The organism is Oceanicella actignis (assembly GCF_900111545.1).
GTDB classification, from domain to species: Bacteria; Pseudomonadota; Alphaproteobacteria; order Rhodobacterales; family Rhodobacteraceae; genus Oceanicella; species Oceanicella actignis.
This window is the reverse complement of the sequence record NZ_FOHL01000011.1, coordinates 65,598-83,304: the sequence shown is the minus strand read 5'-3', so window position 1 is coordinate 83,304 and position 17,707 is coordinate 65,598. Positions and strand designations below refer to the sequence as shown.

At 72.2% G+C, this 17,707-nt stretch carries 16 protein-coding genes and 2 pseudogenes; all 18 read right to left on the bottom strand.

The features are described from left to right. On the bottom strand, positions 1-810 hold an 810-nt coding region (istB, locus tag BMW67_RS14450; protein ID WP_072746055.1), incomplete at its 3' end, for an IS21-like element helper ATPase IstB. After that, positions 807-2,315: an IS21 family transposase gene (istA, locus tag BMW67_RS14445; RefSeq protein WP_072746054.1), complete on the bottom strand. Its 1,509-nt coding sequence runs from the start codon at positions 2,313-2,315 to the stop codon at positions 807-809. The genes istB and istA, both read right to left, overlap by 4 nt. 185 nt (positions 2,316-2,500) lie before the next feature. Continuing rightward, positions 2,501-2,803 (bottom strand): annotated as a pseudogene (locus BMW67_RS14440) (hypothetical protein); the annotation flags it as partial. A 76-nt stretch (positions 2,804-2,879) separates the two neighbouring features. Continuing rightward, a pseudogene (locus BMW67_RS14435) lies at positions 2,880-3,467 on the bottom strand (helix-turn-helix domain-containing protein); the annotation flags it as partial. A 52-nt stretch (positions 3,468-3,519) separates the two neighbouring features. Further along, positions 3,520-3,777, bottom strand: a complete 258-nt coding sequence (locus BMW67_RS14430) for a sulfotransferase family protein (RefSeq protein ID WP_072748376.1) — start codon at positions 3,775-3,777, stop codon at positions 3,520-3,522. A gap of 378 nt (positions 3,778-4,155) precedes the next feature. Continuing rightward, on the bottom strand, positions 4,156-4,854 hold the full coding sequence (rpe, locus tag BMW67_RS14425; RefSeq protein ID WP_072748375.1) for a ribulose-phosphate 3-epimerase: 699 nt from the start codon (positions 4,852-4,854) through the stop codon (positions 4,156-4,158). Positions 4,855-4,942: 88 nt separating this feature from the next. Beyond that, complete coding sequence (gene lpxB, locus BMW67_RS14420) at positions 4,943-6,124, bottom strand: lipid-A-disaccharide synthase (RefSeq protein ID WP_072748388.1); 1,182 nt, start codon at positions 6,122-6,124, stop codon at positions 4,943-4,945. A gap of 25 nt (positions 6,125-6,149) precedes the next feature. Next, positions 6,150-7,082: an LpxI family protein gene (locus BMW67_RS14415; protein ID WP_072748374.1), complete on the bottom strand. Its 933-nt coding sequence runs from the start codon at positions 7,080-7,082 to the stop codon at positions 6,150-6,152. 4 nt (positions 7,083-7,086) lie between these two features. Continuing rightward, positions 7,087-7,899, bottom strand: coding sequence for an acyl-ACP--UDP-N-acetylglucosamine O-acyltransferase (lpxA, locus tag BMW67_RS14410; protein WP_072748373.1), 813 nt, complete (start codon positions 7,897-7,899; stop codon positions 7,087-7,089). Between the two features lie 19 nt (positions 7,900-7,918). Next, positions 7,919-8,413 carry a 3-hydroxyacyl-ACP dehydratase FabZ gene (gene fabZ, locus BMW67_RS14405; RefSeq protein ID WP_072748372.1) on the bottom strand — a complete coding sequence of 165 codons (495 nt, stop codon included), beginning with the start codon at positions 8,411-8,413 and terminating at the stop codon, positions 7,919-7,921. A gap of 169 nt (positions 8,414-8,582) precedes the next feature. Beyond that, positions 8,583-9,308, bottom strand: a complete 726-nt coding sequence (locus tag BMW67_RS14400; RefSeq protein ID WP_072748371.1) for an OmpH family outer membrane protein — start codon at positions 9,306-9,308, stop codon at positions 8,583-8,585. A 67-nt stretch (positions 9,309-9,375) separates the two neighbouring features. Next, entirely contained in the window at positions 9,376-11,895 is a 2,520-nt protein-coding gene (gene bamA / locus BMW67_RS14395; RefSeq protein ID WP_177174519.1) for an outer membrane protein assembly factor BamA, read from the bottom strand. A 63-nt stretch (positions 11,896-11,958) separates the two neighbouring features. Further along, complete coding sequence (gene rseP / locus BMW67_RS14390) at positions 11,959-13,284, bottom strand: RIP metalloprotease RseP (protein ID WP_072748370.1); 1,326 nt, start codon at positions 13,282-13,284, stop codon at positions 11,959-11,961. A gap of 27 nt (positions 13,285-13,311) precedes the next feature. Further along, a complete protein-coding gene (gene dxr, locus BMW67_RS14385) occupies positions 13,312-14,496 on the bottom strand; it encodes a 1-deoxy-D-xylulose-5-phosphate reductoisomerase (RefSeq protein ID WP_072748369.1) in 1,185 nt (394 codons plus the stop codon). Between the two features lie 11 nt (positions 14,497-14,507). Further along, positions 14,508-15,320 carry a phosphatidate cytidylyltransferase gene (locus tag BMW67_RS14380; protein ID WP_072748368.1) on the bottom strand — a complete coding sequence of 271 codons (813 nt, stop codon included), beginning with the start codon at positions 15,318-15,320 and terminating at the stop codon, positions 14,508-14,510. Further along, the gene (gene uppS / locus BMW67_RS14375) at positions 15,317-16,084 is read right to left on the bottom strand and encodes a polyprenyl diphosphate synthase (RefSeq protein ID WP_072748367.1); all 768 of its coding nucleotides are present in this window, start codon (positions 16,082-16,084) and stop codon (positions 15,317-15,319) included. Before uppS ends, BMW67_RS14380 begins: the two co-directional genes overlap by 4 nt. 57 nt (positions 16,085-16,141) lie before the next feature. Next, entirely contained in the window at positions 16,142-16,705 is a 564-nt protein-coding gene (frr, locus tag BMW67_RS14370) for a ribosome recycling factor (protein WP_072748366.1), read from the bottom strand. A gap of 33 nt (positions 16,706-16,738) precedes the next feature. Next, entirely contained in the window at positions 16,739-17,539 is an 801-nt protein-coding gene (pyrH, locus tag BMW67_RS14365) for a UMP kinase (RefSeq protein ID WP_083581598.1), read from the bottom strand. Between the last annotated feature and the right edge of the window lie 168 nt (positions 17,540-17,707).

The following is a 17,707-nucleotide window of genomic DNA, read 5'->3' as shown; positions in this document are numbered from 1 at the left end:
GAGGTTGTCGCTGGAGGTTGTCGCTCCTGCGTCAAGCTTGGCGGCTTGTCGTCCGGCCGCGGCCCGCCTTCGGTAGCTGTCGCCGTTCATCTCGAGGATGGTGGCGTGGTGAACGAGGCGGTCGATTGCGGCGACGGTGACAGCCTGGTCGGGGAAGATCTTGTCCCAGGCGCTGAAGGGTTGGTTGGCCGCGATGGCGAGGCTTCTGGTCTCGTAGCGCCGTGCGATCAGCTCGAAGAGGACCGAGCTCTCGGCCTGATCTTTTTGGGCATGGGTGATGTCATCGAGGATGATGAGATCGAACTTGTCGAGCTTGGCAAGGGCGGCCTCGAGGGCGAGGTCGCGGCGGGCGGCCTGGAGCTTTTGCACCATGTCGGTCGTGCTGGTGCAGAGGACGCGCCTGCCGGCTTCGACAAGGGCATGCCCGATGGCGCACAGGACGTGGGTTTTGCCCGCGCCCGAGTTGCCGATGGCGATGAGGTTTGCGCCGGTCTCGATCCAATCCCCTGCGGTCAGAGCCTCGATCCGGGCCTTGGTCACCCCGGGCAGGGCCTTGAAGTCGAGGGCGCCAAGGGTTTTGCCTCCGGGCAACTGGGACTGCTGGAGGTGACGATGGATGCGCCTGGCATCCCGCTCGGCCAGCTCCAGTTCGGCCAGGGCCGCGAGGAAGCGGGAGGCCGGCCACCCCTCGGTATCGGCGCGTTCCGCGAGTGCCTGCCAATGGCGCTGGAAGCTCGGCAGACGCAGCGCGGTGAGCATGGTGGGCAGCGCGTGGACATCGACGGGGCGAGGTGCGGCGGGGGCGGTCATGCGCGGCCCTCCAGCAGCGCGTCGAAGCTGGCCAGCTCTGTCAGCGCGACGGGCGTGTCCTCCGGGAGAGCCCGCTTCGGCGGCTCCAGCCGTTCCTTCAATCTGTGTGCCTCGGGCAGCTCGCCCTGACGGAGGCTGTCGGCGATCACGAGGGCCAGTTCGGCCTCGCAGCCTTCGTCATGGGCGAGGCAGAGCAGGTCGACCATCCGTCGGCAGGCGTCGCGGCGGGGCAAGGCGGCGGAGAGCGCGGTCCAGGCCTCGGCGTATTCCGAGCGCGGGAACAGGCCGTCGCGATAGACCGAGCCTGCCAGAGCCTGGGGCTTCCGGCGCAGGGCGTGGATGACATGTCGATAGTTGACGCAATGGACACGCAGGCCGTCCTCACGACCGCGGCGCCGCGGGTGGGTGACGACATGTGTGGCGCCAAGGAAGGCCTCGATCCGGTCATCATAGACATGGACCCGCAGCCGCTGGCCGATCAGTTGCGAGGGCGCGGAGTAGAAGACCTGGTGAACCAGGAAGCCCCCGGTCTTCGTCACGCGCGCAATCACCTCGGTGAAGTCGGTCGTGCGGCGGGCAGGCAACGGCTTGAGCGCCGCCATCTCGATGCGCAGGGCAGCCTCTCGCCGCCGGTTCCGGCGGGCAACGAGCTCATCCACGAAGCGCCGCCAGGATGCGAGATCGGCGAAGTCCCGTGAGCTCCGCAGGATCAGGGCCTGGTCGAGCGCCACCTTGAGGTGGTTGTTGTGCGCCTCGACCGACCCGTTCTCATGCGCCTCGCCACGATTGTTGCGGCTCGCGAGCATGCCGTAATGGGCACAGAAGGCCTCATACCGCCTGGTGACGTCCTCCGCGGCTGCGGCGTCGAGGTTGCGGTATGCCGCCGAGAGGCTGTCGGTGCGATGTTCATGCGGCGCCCCGCCGAGCGTCCAGAGGGCATTCTGCAGGTTCTCGGCCAGCGCGGTGAAGCTCTCGCCGCCCAGAACCACGGCGACATGTTCCCAGCTGCTGCAGGCCAGGACAAAATGATACAGGCGGTGTTCGAGAGGCTGCCCGCCGATCGTCACGCCCAAGGCGCTGGCGTCGGTGAAATCGGACAGCGCCATGCGCCCCGGCTCGGGTGTCTGACGGAAGATCACGTCGCGCTCTGGCCCGTGCAAGGCCCGCCAGTCGCGCACCCGGCGCTCAAGCGTCCGGCGGACGCGGTCGTCCGGGAAGGCTTCGGGATGCGTCAACTGGAGGCGCCGCATCAAGGTGACGGCCTGAACGGCGGGGTCGCGCTTGAGGATCGGCAGCAGCACCGGCTCCCAAACCGCCGCGAGCGGGTCGGGCACAGTGCGGCTCCGGGCGGCCTTGTGTTGGGAGGGAAGGCGCGGATCAGCCTCGATCCTGCGGGCGGTGCGTTCGCTGAACCCCGCGCGGGCGGCAGCGACACGCTGGCTGTGCTGGAGACGGTCGGTCATGTATAATCTCACTTGCTGGTCGGTGACGGGTTTGCCCGGCACGGTCGTATCTCCGTTTGGCTTCAGAGATCTCGACCCTACCGGCCCGCAGCGGCCAGCACCCACCCCCAAGAAGAGAGCGAAGCCGGTGGCCCCAGTCTACGGTCGGGCTACGCCCTCCCTCCGCCTGGGGCCACCGGCCATCTTGGTTGACGTTCGCGGCCAACTTGGTTGTCGCTCATCAGCATGAAGCTCAGCCGGTCCCGGATCTGGAACTCGGTCCGCTCGTCCGCCAGCCCGTAGAGGCTCTGCACAACCAAGACCTTGAACAGTGAGGCCCCGAACGCCATCGGTCCGAGCGAGGGGCCGAACACCGCGTCCATCGGCGGACGGCCGCCCTTCGGCCGGTCCCACCGCTTCAGCGCGGCGTCCAGAGCCGGCCGGAACATCTCGAAATCCACTGCCGACGAAAGACGTTCAAGCGGATCCCCCGTCGCCGACAACGCCGCATACCGCTCGTCAAGGTCGAAAAATCCGGGTGAATGAGCCATGCGCCGCCTCCGATCCAGGTCAACCGGAGTGAATCAGATCAGGCCGGGGAACGCGAGGTTTTTAGAAGTGTCCGCCTGATTCCACGTGCCTTTCGCGGAAGCAGGGGCTCTGCTTCTCGAGGAACGCCACCTGTTCGGCGCTGAGCTCGATGGCCCGCTCGGCGTGCTCGGCCTCCAGCGCCAGCCAGCGGTCATACCGCGTGCCCAGGCCGCTCTCGTTCAGGATCTTCTGGATGGTGATGGACGAGACGCGTTCGCGGGCTCTCTCGAACCAGTGGCGTTCGCCCGCTCACCCCTCCAGCGCCAGCATCGCCTCGAAGCGGTTGCAGCCATGGGAGGGATGTTCCAGCGCCAGGTCCTTGATCTTCTCCACCGTTTCCGGCGGGGTGGTCTGCGGGTGGCTCTTGTGGATCGGCGGCAGGTCCTTGAGCCCCTCGAAGCCGTGCGTCTGGAACCGCCGCCGCCATTCGTAGAAGCTGGTGCGGTCCATGCCCCGGCGTCTGCACGCCTCGTTCGCCGGGCAATCGATTCACTGGATCGATTGCTTTTCCGGCTCACCATTGCCAAGCTCTTTGGCCAGCTCCAGCACGCTCAGGCGCTGCTCGGCCATCTTCGTCGCCGCGTCACGCGACGCACGGCTCTTCGCTGTCGATGATTGTCCCATGGGATCGCCCTCCTTTCCCCCATCGCACGGAAAGAAGGTTAAGGGAACGGCTTCAGGGGGTCCGCTTGTATGGATTCCTGACGAAGGTGAAGATGTTCGCTCGCTTCAGCCAGCCCTCCCCGGCGATCTGGCTCGAGAATGGCGACGCCTTCAGGTCGTGAACGTCGACGTCGGGTCCATGCGTTTCAGGCGACACGCATTTCCAGAGATTGAACTTGACGGTGCTGCACCCGACCTTCGGGTTGTTCAGATAGACGATGTTGCTTTTCTTGTTGGCTCTGATCGCCTGCTTGCAGATGAATGGAAGCATCAAGCTCTCCGCATTTGTGCTCCGGGCCAACCCGCGCGCTCGGCTCCTTGCGGCTTCGACCTTTCACCGGGCTCCGCATCCCTGAGCGAAGACCACGAACGCCATCCGTTTCGGGACGGGCAGGAAGACAAACAAGACGCCGCATGCGCGCCGACCTCGGGTCGCCTCGAGCCCGCTCCGCCGCGCGTCGGTCTTTGAAGTTGTCTCCCACGCGCCCGCATCGCGCGTGACGATAATCATGCCGGCATGCCGCGTCGAGCATGAATCGAAGCGCCGCCAAGGCGACGACGGATCAGGGCGCGAGGCGCTCGCCGCCCTTCGGGCCGGGCGCCGGCGCCCCCGCTGCGCGACCGCCGTCGCCGGCCCCCCGCGCGGTGGTCACCCGCGGGCGCGCGCGCCTTCGGCCGCGTCGCGGATGGCGCGGATGTTCTCGCCATAGGGCTCGGGCCGCGCGGCCGAGCCGCCCTTGAACACCGCCGAGCCGGCCACGAGCACATCCGCCCCCGCCGCCGCGACCAGGGGCGCGGTGACCGGCGTCACCCCGCCATCGACCTGAAGGTGGATCGGGCGGTCGCCGATCATGGCGCGCAGCTCGGCAATCTTGTCGAGCTGGCCCTCGATGAAGCTCTGCCCCCCGAAGCCGGGGTTGACCGTCATCGCCAGCACCAGGTCGGCCACGTCCAGAAGATGCGCCACGGCCGAGGCCGGCGTGCCGGGGTTCAGCGCCACTCCCGCCTTGCAGCCCGCCGCCCGGATCGCCTGAAGCGTGCGGTGGATGTGGGGGCCGGCCTCGACATGCGCCGTGATCACATCGGCGCCCGCGCGGGCGAAGGCCTCGATCCACGGATCGACCGGGGCGATCATCAGATGCACGTCCATCACCGTCTTGACATGCGGGCGGAAGGCGGCGACGGCGGGCGGGCCGAAGGTCAGGTTGGGCACGAAATGGCCGTCCATCACGTCCACATGCACCCAGTCGGCGCCCTGCGCCTCGACGGCGCGGATCTCGGCGCCGAAATCGGCGAAATCGGCCGAAAGAATGGACGGGGCGATCTTGATCGAACGGTCGAAGGTCATGGTCTGGGCTCCGCTGAGGACCGGGTTCGGCGCCTCCTATAGCCCGGCCGGACGGGCGGGGGCGAGGGGAAAGAGGCCAAGGCGCGAGTCATCGCATCGGCGCGCCGATCCGCGCCAGCACCGAGCGCGCCGCGCGCTCGCTGGGCGGGGGACCGCCGCGGCCCAGAAGCGCCAGCGCCTCGTCGGCGGCGGCCAGCTGCCGCTCGCGCGCCGGGCCGTCGGACAAGAGCGGCGCCAGCGCGCCGGCCAGCGCCTCGGGGGCGCAGTCGTCCTGAAAGAATTCGGGGATCTCCTTGCGCCCGGTCAGCAGGTTGACAAGATTGCCGGTGTCGACCCGGATCAGGCGCCGCAGCAGCGCCGCCGTCAGCGCGTTCGCCTTGTAGCCGATGACATGGGGCGTGCGCATGGCCGCCAGCTCGAGCGTCACCGTCCCGCTGGCCGCCAGGGCCAGGTCGGCGGCGGCCAGGGCGGCGAACTTCTCGGCCTCGGCCTCGGCCGGATCGCGCCCGCGCGGGTCGAGCAGATGCGCGGCGAAGGGCCAGCCGCGCGCGGCCTCGGCCACCTGCGCGGCGACGCCCTCGGCCATGGGCACGACCACCGCCAGATCGGGGCGCGCCGCCTTCAGCCGCGCCGCGGCGGCGGCGAAGGGGGCGGCCAGGCGCGCCACCTCGCCCGCGCGGCTGCCCGGCAGCAGCGCCAGCAGCGGGCGCTCGCTCACCCCGAGGCGCGCGCGCAGCCCCGCCGCGTCGTGATCCTCGGGGCCGCCGCGCTCGACCACCGGGTGGCCGACGAAGTCGCAGCTCATGCCCGCTTCCTGCATGTAGGGCGGCTCGAAGGGCAGAAGCGCCAGGACATGGTCGGTGTGCCGCGCCATCTTCGCCGCGCGCCCCGGCCGCCAGGCCCAGACCGAGGGCGCGACGTAGTGAATGGTCCGCAGCCCCGGCGCCGCGCGCCGCGCGCGCCGCGCCACCCGCAGCGAGAAGGAGGGGCTGTCGATGGTCACCAGCGCGTCGGGGCGCGCGCGCGCCACGTCGCGCGCCGCCTGGTCGATGCGCGCCAGCAGGCGCGGCAGGCGCGGAAGCACCTCGGCCAGGCCCATCACCGCCAGCTCGTCGGCGGGAAACAGGCTGCGCAGCCCCGCCGCCTGCATCAGCGGCCCGCCCACGCCCGAGAAGGTCACCGGCCGCGCCGAGATCCGCGTCAGCGCGCGCATCAGCGCCGCGCCCAGCCGGTCGCCCGAGGGCTCGCCCGCGATCAGGTGGATGCGCAGCGGCCCGGCGCTCATGCCCGGCTCCTCATGCCTGCCCGGCCGCGTCGTCATGCGGCGCCCCCTCGGCCTGCGGCGCCCCCTCGGCCTGCGGCGCGGCCTCGGGCGCGCGGCCCCAGATGAACAGACCCAGCCGGTCGGCCTCGGCCACCGTCGCCGCGCGGTCGAGGATCAGCGCACCCCCGGCCTCGAGCGCCACGCCCCGCAAGCCCGCCGCATGGGCGGCGCGGATCGTGTCGGGGCCGATGGCGGGCAGGTCGGCGCGCCGGTCCTGCCCCGGCTTCGGCCCCTTGAACAGCACCCCAAGCGGGCGCCCTTCGGGCCGCGGCGGGCTGGGCAGCGCGGCCACCTGCGCCAGCATGGCGTCGGTGCCCGCGATGGTCTCGGCGCCAAGGCACAGCCCCTGCGCCACCACCGCGCCCTGCCCCACATCGACCGCCCCCAGCGCGCGGGCGATGCGCGCGGCGCGCGCGGCGTCGGCGCGGTCGCCCGCGTCGGGCGCCGCGCGGGTCAGCACGCCCTCGGGGGCGAGCAGCTCTTCGGTGAAGGCGTGGGCGGGAACCAGGCGGAACCCCTCGGCCTCGATCAGCGCCGCAAGGCCGCGCAGCATCTCGTCGTCGCCCTTGCGCAAGAGCGGCAGGGCGCGCGCGGCCAGCCGCGCCGCCGTCAGGTCGAACCGCAGGGGGTTGAGGCGCGGGCGCGTCATCGCGCCGGCGAAGCAGACCTCGACGCAGCCCGCCTTGCGCAGCGCGCCGAGCATGCTCCCGAGCTTCTCGAAGGGCGCGTCCAGATGGGGCAGCGCGTCGGCCCAGGGCGCCTCGACCCCCGCGGGCCGGATCACGAACACGTCGCGCCCGGCCTGCGCGCAGCCCTCGGCCACCAGGCGCGGCAGCGCGCCGTTTCCGGCGATGAGCCCGAGCGGGCCCCGAGCGGCGCCCCGCCCCCGAGCCGCCGCGCCCATCGGCTCAGCCCCCGCCGGGGGTGCACAGGCCGCGCGCGCTGTCGGCCAGCACGAAGGCGACCAGCTCGGCGACCAGAGCGCGGCCCTCATGGCGGGCGGCGGCGGCGCGGGCGCGCTCGGCCAGGGGCGCGTCCGAGCCTTCGGCGAATATCTCGCGGAAGGCGGCGCGCAGGGCGTGGATCTCGTCGCGCGGGGCGCCCATGCGCTTGAGCCCCACCAGGTTCAGCCCGGCCAGCCGCGCGCGGTCGCCCGTGACCGAGCCGAAGGGGATCACGTCGCGCTCGACCCCGGTCAGACCGCCGATCATCGCCCCGCGCCCGATGCGGCAGAACTGGTGCACCGCCGCGTTGCCGCCCAGCACCGCCCGGTCGCCCACCGTCACATGGCCCGCCAGCGCCACCGAGTTGGCCACGATCACCCCGTCGCCCACGCGGCAGTCATGGCCGACATGGGCGTTGGCCATGAACAGGCACCCCTCGCCCACCTGGGTCAGCCCGCCGCCCCCCAGCGTGCCGGGATTCATGGTCACGCCCTCGCGGATCATGCAGCGCGGGCCGATGACCAGGCGCGTCTCCTCGCCCCGATACTTGAGGTCCTGCGGCTGATGCCCGAGCGAGGCGAAGGGCCAGACCCGCGTGCCCGCGCCGATGCTGACCCGCCCGGCCAGCGCCACATGCGAGATCAGCTCGACCTCGGGGCCCAGCTCGACCTCGGGGCCCAGCACGCAGAAGGGCCCGACCCGGGCGCCCGCGCCCACGCGCGCGCCCGGCGCCACGACGGCCGAGGGATGGATCGTGGCCGAGGGATCGATGCTCATGGCCGTCCTTTCCGCGCGCTCAGCCGCGCTGCCGGTCGCCGGGCATGACGATCATGGCCGAATATTCGGCCTCGGCCGCGACCTTGCCGCCGACGCGCGCCTCGCCCCAGAACTTCCACACCTTGCCGCGCCCGCGCAGGATGCGCGTGTGCAGCTCGACCTGGTCGCCGGGCGTCACCTTCTGGCGGAAGCGGCACTTGTCGAGGGTCATGAAGTAGACGAGCATCTCCTCGCCCTCCATGCCCAGCGTGTCCACCACCAGCACGGCGGCGGTCTGGGCCATGGCCTCGACCAGCAGCACGCCGGGCATCACCGGCTCGGCCGGGAAATGCCCCTGGAAGAAGGGCTCGTTGACGGTGACGTTCTTGATCCCCACCGCGCTTTCGCCCTTGCGGATGTCGCGCACCGCGTCGATCAGAAGGAAGGGATAGCGATGCGGGATCATCCGCTTGATGCGGGCGATGTCCGCGCGCCCGGGCGCTTGCGCTTCGGCGGAGGTCGTCTCGTCGGTCATTGCGGCCCTCGCTGCTGATCTGAAAGGCGCCCCCTCAATAACGCCCCGCAAGCGCGCGTCAAGGGAAGGCGCAAGGCAAAACGCCCCGCGCGGGCCGATCGAGGGCCGTTTCGCCGCCGATTTCGCGCCGATGCGCCCCCCCGAGGCCCCGCCAGGGCCGCGCGCGGGGCTAGCGCGGCGCCGCGTTCCCGGCTCCGTTCCCGGCAGGCGGCGCGCTCCCGTCGCCGGCCGGGGGCGCGGCGCCCGCGGCGTCATCGTCGCCCTCGCCGTCATCGGCGGCGGGCGCGTCGGACAGCAGCTCGGCCGGCGGGTCGAAGGTCACGCCGTCCATGGCGGCGTCGAAGCGGCGCACGGCCTCGTCGGTGGCGTCCAGCGCCGGATCGGCCGCCAGCGCCGCGCCCGCGTTCAGCACGAAGGCCGCGCCGCGCTCGCGCCGCAGCGCCTCGATCACCCGCGGCAGCGCCGAGGCCAGGGCGGCGCGCGCCTCGTTGACGAAGCGCACGAACATCGCGCCCCGCTCCTGCGCGGCGGCGCGCTCGCGCCGCACGCGGCGGTCGAAGGCCAGGGCGCGGGCGTTGAATTCGTCGCGCGCAAGCGTGTCGCGCAGCTTGCTCAGCTCCAGCTCCTCGGCCTCGAGCTCGGCCTTGACGCGCGCCAGCTGCGCCTCGAGGCGCGCGCGCAGCTCGGCCTCTTGCCGGCGCAGCGCCGCGGCGGGGGCCGAGGCCTCGATCACCCGGTCGGGATCGACGTAAAGGATCAGCGGCGCCGCCCGAGCCGCCCCCGGAGCCGACGCAGCGGGCGGCTCGGGTGGCGGCGGGGGGGCCGGCGCCGGAGCCGGCCCGGCGCCGTCGGTCTGGCCCAGCGCGGCGGGCGCCGGCGCGGCGGCCAGCGCCACGGCCAGCGCCCGCGTCAGCGTCCCCGTCCGCGCCCCGCCCGCCCGGGCGCCGGCGCGGCGCGGAGGCTCAGAATCGCGTGCCGGCGGTGAAGCGGAAGTATTCCTTCTCATCGTAATCCTCCGCCAGCAACGGGTAGGCAAAGTTGAAGCGCAGCGGCCCCAGCGCGCTGTCCACGAACAGCGACACGCCGATCGAGGCGCGCAGGCTCATCCCGTCGTCGATGACGACGGTGTTGCCGGCATTGGTCGCGCCCGGCCCGGTCTCGGCGTAGCGCGTGCGGTCAAGCCCGAACAGCGTGCCCATGTCGGCGAAGGCGCCGCCGTAGAAGCCCAGCTCGTCGGGCAGGCCCAGCGGGAAGGTCAGCTCGGCCCGCATCACGGCGTAGTAGTTGCCCCCCAGCGCGTCGTCGCGCGTGCGCGTGCGCGAGAAGGCGCCCGTCCCGCCGTCTTCGTAGATGTCCACCCGGCTGACGTCGCGCGGCCCGATGCCTCCGTTCTCGAAGCCGCGGAAGGTGTCGCCGCCCAGGAAGAAGCGGTCGGTCACGCGCGGATCGTCGCCCAGGCTGAAGAGCGCGCCGGCCTCGAGCTCGAGGCTGGCGACGACGCCCGAATCCTCGCCCATCACCGGCCGCCAGCCCTTGGCCCGCGCCACCGAGCGCGAATAGAAGCTGTCGCCGCCAAGGCCGGCGAAATCCTGCTTGAAGCTGTAGATGAAACCGTTGCTCGGCTCGATCGGATCGTCGCGCCGGTCCCACAGATAGTCGAAGCCGATGGACGAGGTGTAGCGCGTGCCCTCGTCCCCCACGATGGCGGGCGAGGCATAGGTGGTCACGTCGCGGATCTCGTCCGAGGACAGGCGGTAGCGCAGGCGCAGGCGCTCGTCCTCGCTCAGCGGGAACTCGACATAGGGGCGGAAGCCCGCATTCGTTTCCTGATACGAGCTGGTGTCGGTGCGGTCCACCTGCACGTAGCCCAGGTTGAAGCCCACCGCCAGGTCGCGGTCCAGGAGCGCCGGCTCTTCGAACGAGAAGGTCAGCGCCTGCTCGTCGCCGGTGTAGTTGACCCGCGCCGAGACGCGCTGGCCGCGGCCGAGGAAGTTGCGCTCGGAGATCGAGATGTCGCCCAGCACGCCGTCGGCGGACGAGAAGCCGACGCCGAACGAGATCGAGCCCGTCAGCTGCTCTTCGACCGAGACCTTGACCACCGCGCGGTCGGGCGCGCTGCCCTGCTCGGTGCGCACGTCCACCTTCGAGAAATAGCCCAGCTTGCGCAGGTTGTTGCGCCCCTCGGCGATGGCCTGGGCGTTGTAGGCGTCGCCCTCGGCGAAGCGGAACTGGCGGCGCAGGACGCGGTCGATGGTGCGGGTGTTGCCCTCGATCTCGAGGCGCTCGACATAGACGCGCGGGCCCTCGGCGATCTGGAAGGTCACGTCGACGGTGCGCGTCTCGGGGTTCTTGCGCGCCACGGGACGCACGGCGTTGAAGGCGTAGCCCGCCAGCCCCGCGCGGTAGGTCAGCGCCTCGATGGTCTTGTCCACCTGGCGGGCGCTGTAGGTCTCGCCCGGCTTCATGGTCAGCGCGTCGCGCAGCGATTCGCCGTCCAGCCCCGGCAGGTCGCTTTGCACCGTGACGTCGCCGAAAGTGTAGACCTCGCCCTCGTCGATGACGAAGGTGATGACGAAATCCTCGCGGTCGGGCGTCAGCTCGGCCGTGGCCGAGCGGATGGCGACGTCGGCGTAGCCGCGGTCCAGGTAGTGGCGGCGCAGCAGCTCCTTGTCGAATTCCAGCCGGTCGGGGTCGTAGACGTCCGAGGTGAAGAGCCAGCCCAGGATGCCCGATTCCGACGTCTGGATCGCGCCCTTGAGCCGCCGGTCCGAGAACGCCTTGTTGCCCACGAACTCGATGGCCCGCACGCCGGTGCGCGCGCCCTCGTCGATCTCGAAGACCAGATCGACGCGGTTGCCCTCGCGCTTGACGATCTTGGGCGTGACCGTGGCGCCGTAGCGGCCGGCGCGGCGGTAGATCTCGGTGATGGCGCGCGCGTCCGCATCCGCCTGCGCGCGCGAGAAGGGCGCGCGCGGCGTCGAGCGCACCACGCCGCGCAGCGCGTCGTCGTCGAGCGCGTCGTTGCCCTCGAACACCACGCGGTTGATCGAGGGCGCCTCGACCACCTGCACCAGCAGGCCGTCGGCCAGCCAGGCGATGCTGACATCCTCGAACAGCCCCGTGTCGATCAGCCGCCGCAACGAGGCGTTGACGTCGTCATCCGTGGCCGAGTCGCCTTCCTGCACCGTCATGTAGGCCTTGACCGTGGCATCCGACACGCGCCGGTTGCCCTCGACCAGGATGCGGGCGACGCGGCGCGCGCCGGGCTCGGCAGCGGCCTTGCGCGCCGCCGCGGCCGGGCCGGCCTGCGGACCCTGGGCCTGCGCAAGCGCCGGCGCCGCCCCGGCGGCCAGCGCCAGCCCCGCGCACAGCCCGGCCCCCAGCCGCGCCGCGCGCCCCGAGGCCGCGCCCCAGCCCGCCGCCTTGCGCGCCGCCGCCGCGATCGCCGCCCGCCGCTCACAGTTCACCGAACCGCCCCTCATCATCCCACTCCGCCTTGTTCCGCGCTCCGCCGCCCAGGGCCGGCGGATGCGCCGTCGCGCGTTCTACATGCCGGCCAGGTCGTTGTATGTCACGAAGATCATCAGCAGGATCACCAGCGCGATCCCGATCCCCGTCGCCGCCTCGGCCAGCCGGTCGCTCAACGGCCTACCACGCACCGCCTCGATTGCATAGAAGAGCAGATGCCCCCCGTCGAGCGCCGGAATGGGGAACAGGTTGATCAGCCCGATCGAGGCCGAGATCATCCCGATCATGCCCAGAAAGCTGGGCAGCCCCGCCTCGGCCGCCTCGCCCGACATCGAGGCGATGCGGATCGGCCCGCCCAGCGACGAGCTGTCGGCCTCGCCGCCGATGATGGCCGCCACGTAGCGCAGCGAGCCGTCGATCACCGACCAGGTCCGCGTCGCCCCGAAGGCCAGCGCCTCGAGCGGGCCGGGCGTGCGCGTCATGGGCGCGACCAGCGGCGCGGCGGTGACGCCGATGAGCGGGCGCATCTCGATCCCGTCGGCCGTCGGCGTCGGGGTCAGCTGCGGCTCGAGCGCGACGTCGAAGACGCGGCCCTCGCGCTCGATGGTCAGCGTCAGCGGCGGCGTCGCCTCGCGCACGGCCTTCTGCAGATCGGCGAAGCTGCTCGCCGGAACGCCGTTCACCGCCCGAATCACGTCGCCCGGCGCGATTCCGGCCTTGTCCGCCGGCCCGCCCGAGGCCACGCCCCCCACCGCCGGCGGCAGCAGCGGGCCGGTTTCAAGCTCGATCGTCGCGCCGTCGCGGCGCACCAGCAGGCGGTGGCGCTCGCCCTCGGAGGCCAGCTCGAGCAGATCGGAGAAATCGGTTGCCGGGCGCCCGTCCACGGCCAGAACCTCGTCGCCCGGACGCAGCGCCGTGGGGTGGCCCGGAACCTCGAAGGTCTGGCCGATGACCGGGCGTTCGTCGCCCACGCCCAGCGTCAGCGCCATGCCCGCGAAGATGACGATCGACAGAAGGAAGTTGAAGACCGGCCCCGCCGCCACCGTCGCCGCCCGCTTCCACAAGGGCGCGGCGGGAAAGGCGCGGCGGCGGTCCTCGTCGCTCATCGCCGCCAGCGCCGGGTTGTCGGGCCGCGCCGAGGCGGGATCGGAATCGCCCAGAAAGCGCACATAGCCGCCCAGCGGCAGCGCCGCCACGCGCCAGCGCGTGCCGCGCCGGTCCACCCAGGCGAACAGCTCCTTGCCGAAGCCGATCGAAAAGACCTCGGCATGGATGCCGCACCAGCGCCCGACGATGTAGTGGCCGTATTCGTGCACGAAGACCACGATGCCGAGCACGATCAGAAAGGGGATGACGGTCGTCAGCAGCGGTCCCAGAAGCGGGATCTGCGCGATGGCGTCCATGAGGCGTCTCCTTGCGCGGGCGCGCGCTCAGGCGGCGCGGGCGTCGATGATGCGGGCCGCCGCGCGCCGGGCCTCGGCGTCGGCGGCGAACACCTCGTCAAGATGGGTCGCCGGCGCGAAGGGGGCAAGGCGCGACATCGTCTCCTCGACCACGGCGGCCATGTCCAGAAAGCCGATGCGGCGCGCGATGAAGGCGTCGAGCGCCGCCTCCTTGGCCGCCAGCAGCGTCGCGCCGGCCAGACCGCCCGCGCGCATCGCCTCGCGCGCAAGGCGCAGGGCCGGAAAGCGCGCCTCGTCCGGCGGCGCGAAATCCAGCCGCGAGAGCTGCGCGAAGTCCAGCCGCTCGACCGGCAGCGCCGGCCGCTCGGGCCAGCCCAGCGCGTAGCCGATCGCCACGCGCATGTCCGGCGGGCCCAGCTGCGCCAGGATCGAGCCGTCGCGATACCCCACCATCGAGTGGACGATGGACTGCGGATGCACCAGCACCTCGATCTGCTCGGGGCGCAGGGCGAACAGGTGCCGCGCCTCGATCATCTCGAGCGCCTTGTTGAACATCGAGGCCGAGTCGATCGAGATCTTGGCCCCCATGTCCCAGTTGGGATGCGCCACCGCCTGCTCGGGCGTGACGGCGGCCATGCGCGCGCGCGGCCAGTCGCGGAACGGGCCGCCCGAGGCGGTCAGGATGACGCGCTCGACCCCCTGCGCGGCGCGCGCGCCGGCCATGGCCTGGAAGATGGCGTTGTGCTCGCTGTCGACCGGCAGCAGCGCCGCGCCGGCCGCCTGCTGCGCGGCCAGGAACAGATCGCCCGCGCTGACCAGGCATTCCTTGTTCGCCAGCGCCACCGTCGCGCTGGCGCGCAGCGCCGCCAGCGTCGGCGCAAGCCCCGCCGCGCCCAGGATCGCCGCCATGCACCAGTCGGCCGGCAGCGCGGCGGCCTCGATCACCGCCTCGGGCCCGGCGGCGGCGCGCACCCCCGAGCCGGCCAGCGCCCGGCGCAGCTCGTCCAGCCGCGCCGGATCGGCCGTGACCGCAAGCTGCGCGCCGAACTCGCGCGCGGCGGCGGCCAGGGCGGGAATGTTGCTCATGCCCGTGAGCGCGACGACCTCGAACGCCTCGCGCCCGCCCATGGCGCGCAGCACGTCGAGCGTGCTGCGCCCGATCGAGCCCGTCGCCCCCAGGATCGTGACCCTGCGCCGCCCGCCCCGGGCCATGTCCGCGCCCCTCACCACACGAACACCGAACGGCCGCGCCAGAAGGTGATGAGCGCCGCCGCCAGCGCCGCCGCCAGAAGCCCGTCCATGCGGTCGAGAACGCCGCCATGCCCGGGGATCAGCGCGCTGGAATCCTTGACGCCGCAGGCGCGCTTGAGGCGGCTTTCGGCGATGTCGCCGCCCTGGCTGACCACCGCCAGCGCCGCCGAGACCAGCATGACCTCATGCGCCAGCGTGCCCGTCGTCATCGCCGAGAACGCCGCCCCCGCCGCCGAGGCCAGCGCCACGCCGCCCGCAAGCCCCGCCCAGGTCTTGTTCGGGCTGACCGCCGGCCACAGCCTGGGCCCGCCGATCATCCGGCCGCCGAAATAGCCGCCGACATCCGAGGCGATGACCGTCAGCCACACCCAAAGCGCCGCCGCCGCGCCGTAAAGCGGATCGTCGCGCAGCCCGTCATAGGCCGCGCAGGCCAGGCCGACATAGCCCGCCCCCAGCGCGAAGGCCGCGCGGCGCCATCCGGCGGTCCGCCGGTCGGCCAGATACGCCGCCAGCGCCCCCAGCAGCAGCGCCGCCACGCCCCAGCGCATCTGCGTCGCCTGCGTCGCCAACACCGCACCCGCCGCCGCCGCCGCGCCCAGCGCGCCCGCCGCGTCGAAGCGGCCCGCCAGCATGCGCCGCAGTTCCCAGACCATGGCCGCCGCCGCCGCCGCCATCAGCCCCGCGAAGGCCCAGCCGCCCAGCCACAGCGCCGCGCCGGCCGCCAGCGCCAGCGCCGCGCCAGAGATCGCGCGCACGCGCAGATCGGCGAAGGCGCCCGCGCTCATGCGCCCGCCGCGCCCACGCCGCCGAAGCGGCGCTCGCGCCGGCCGTAGCCTTCGAGCGTGCGGGCGAACAGCTCGGGGGTGAAGTCGGGCCAGCACTCGTCCACGAAGGCCAGCTCGGCATAGGCCGCCTGCCAGACCAGGAAGTTCGAGATGCGCATCTCGCCCGAGGTGCGGATGACCAGGTCCGGATCGGGCAGCCCGCGCGTGTGCAGCGCGTCGGCGAAGCGGGCCTCGAAGGCGGCGTCGTCGAGCGCCTCGGGGTCGAGCCGCCCCGCCGCCGCCTCGCGCGCCAGCCGCCGCGCCGCGGCCAGGATCTCGGCCCGGCCGCCATAGTTGAGCGCGATGTTCAGCGACAGCCGCTCGTTGCCCGCCGTCGCCTCCTCGAGCAGCGCCATCTGCCGCACCAGATCCGCGTCCAGCGGCCGCCGGTCGCCCAGAAAGCGCACCCGCGCGCCCTGGCGCGCCAGCGCGCGCCCCTCCTTGCGGATGTAGACGCGGAACAGGTTCATCAGCCCCCGCACCTCGTCTTCCGAGCGGCGCCAGTTCTCGGTCGAGAAGGCGTAGAGCGTCAGGCAGCGCACGCCCAGCGCCGGGCAGGCCTCGACGATGGCGCGCACCGTCTCGACGCCCCGGCGATGGCCCGCAAGGCGCGGCAGGCCGCGCCGCTGCGCCCAGCGGCCGTTGCCGTCCATGATGATGGCGACGTGCGCGGGCCTGGCCGCGCACGCCCCGTTTCCGCCCGCCGCGTCAGGGGCCTTGAACATCCGCTTCTCCTTGCGCATGGCCGCGCGCGCCGCGCGGCCGCGCCCGGGCCGAGGCCGTCAGACCTGCATGATCTCCGCCTGCTTGCGCTCGAGCAACTCGTCGATGCGCGCGATCGTCTTGTCGGTCATGGACTGGATTTCGTCCGACCACATCTTCTGGTCGTCCTCGGACATGCCGGCGGCCTTGGCCTTCTTGACCATGTCCATGCCGTCGCGGCGCACGTTGCGCACGGCGATGCGCGCCTGCTCGGCATACTGGCCGGCGACCTTGGCCAGCTCGCGGCGGCGCTCCTCGTTCAGCTCGGGGATGGGCAGGCGCAGGATGGTGCCGTCCACCACCGGGTTGATCCCGAGCCCCGAGGCGCGGATCGCCTTCTCGACCTTGCCGACCAGCGACTTGTCCCAGACGTTGATGGTGATCATGCGCGGCTCGGGCACGTTGACCGTCGCGACCTGGTTGATCGGGGTCGGCGCGCCATAGGCGTCCACAAGGATGTTGTCCAGCATCGAGGCCGACGCGCGGCCGGTGCGCAGCGACGCGAATTCGGCCTTGAGCGCGGCCAGCGCGCCGTCCATGCGGCGCTGCAGGTCGTCGGTGTCGATGTCGATGTCCTCGGTCATGTCCTGCTCCTGAAAGGATGGCGCGCGGCGCCGTCAGCCCTGCTCGACGATGGTGAAGCGGCCGCGCCCGCTCAGCACCTCGGCGAAGCCGCCCGGCTGATGCAGCGAGAACACCATCAGCGGCAGGTTGTTGTCGCGCGCGAGCGCGATGGCGGACGCGTCCATGATCTTGAGGTTGCGGGTCAGCACCTCGTCATAGGTGATGCGGTCGAAGCGCTTGGCGTCGGGATTCGTGCGCGGATCGCTGTCATACACCCCGTCCACCTGCGTGCCCTTCATCAGCACGTCGCAGTTCATCTCCATCGCGCGCAGCGTGGCGGCGGTGTCGGTGGTGAAGTAGGGGTTGCCCGTGCCGGCGGCGAAGATGCACACGCGCCCCTTCTCAAGGTGGCGGATGGCGCGGCGGCGGATGTAGGGCTCGCAGATCTGGTCCATGGGAATGGCCGAGATGACGCGCGTGAACACCCCCATCCCCTCGAGCGCCGACTGCATGCCCAGCGCGTTCATCACCGTCGCCAGCATGCCCATGTAGTCGGCCGAGGCGCGCTCCATCCCCTGCGCCGAGCCCTGAAGCCCGCGGAAGATGTTGCCGCCCCCGATGACCAGGCAGATCTCGATGCCCAGATCATGCGCCTTCTTGACCTCGCGCGCGATGCGCTCGACCGTCGGCGGGTGCAGGCCGAAGCCCTGATCGCCCATCAGCGCCTCGCCCGAGATCTTGAGCAGCACGCGCGGCCAGACGGGGCGGGGGCGCGGCTCGGCCGGGACGGCGGCCGAGGGGGTCTGAGCGGCGGGGGACGGGTCGCGTTCCGACTGGGGGGTTTCCTGGGCCATGCGCGAGTCTCCCTGCTCGTGGGTTCGGGGCAATCTGTCCGAAGGGCGCAGGTCATGCAAGCCGCAATCCCCGCCCCCCGGGCCGACGCGCCGCCCGCGCCGGCGCGCGGGCGCGGGCGCGGGGCGGGCGCGAAAAGGCCCCGCCGCGACCAGCGCGCCGGGGCCGGG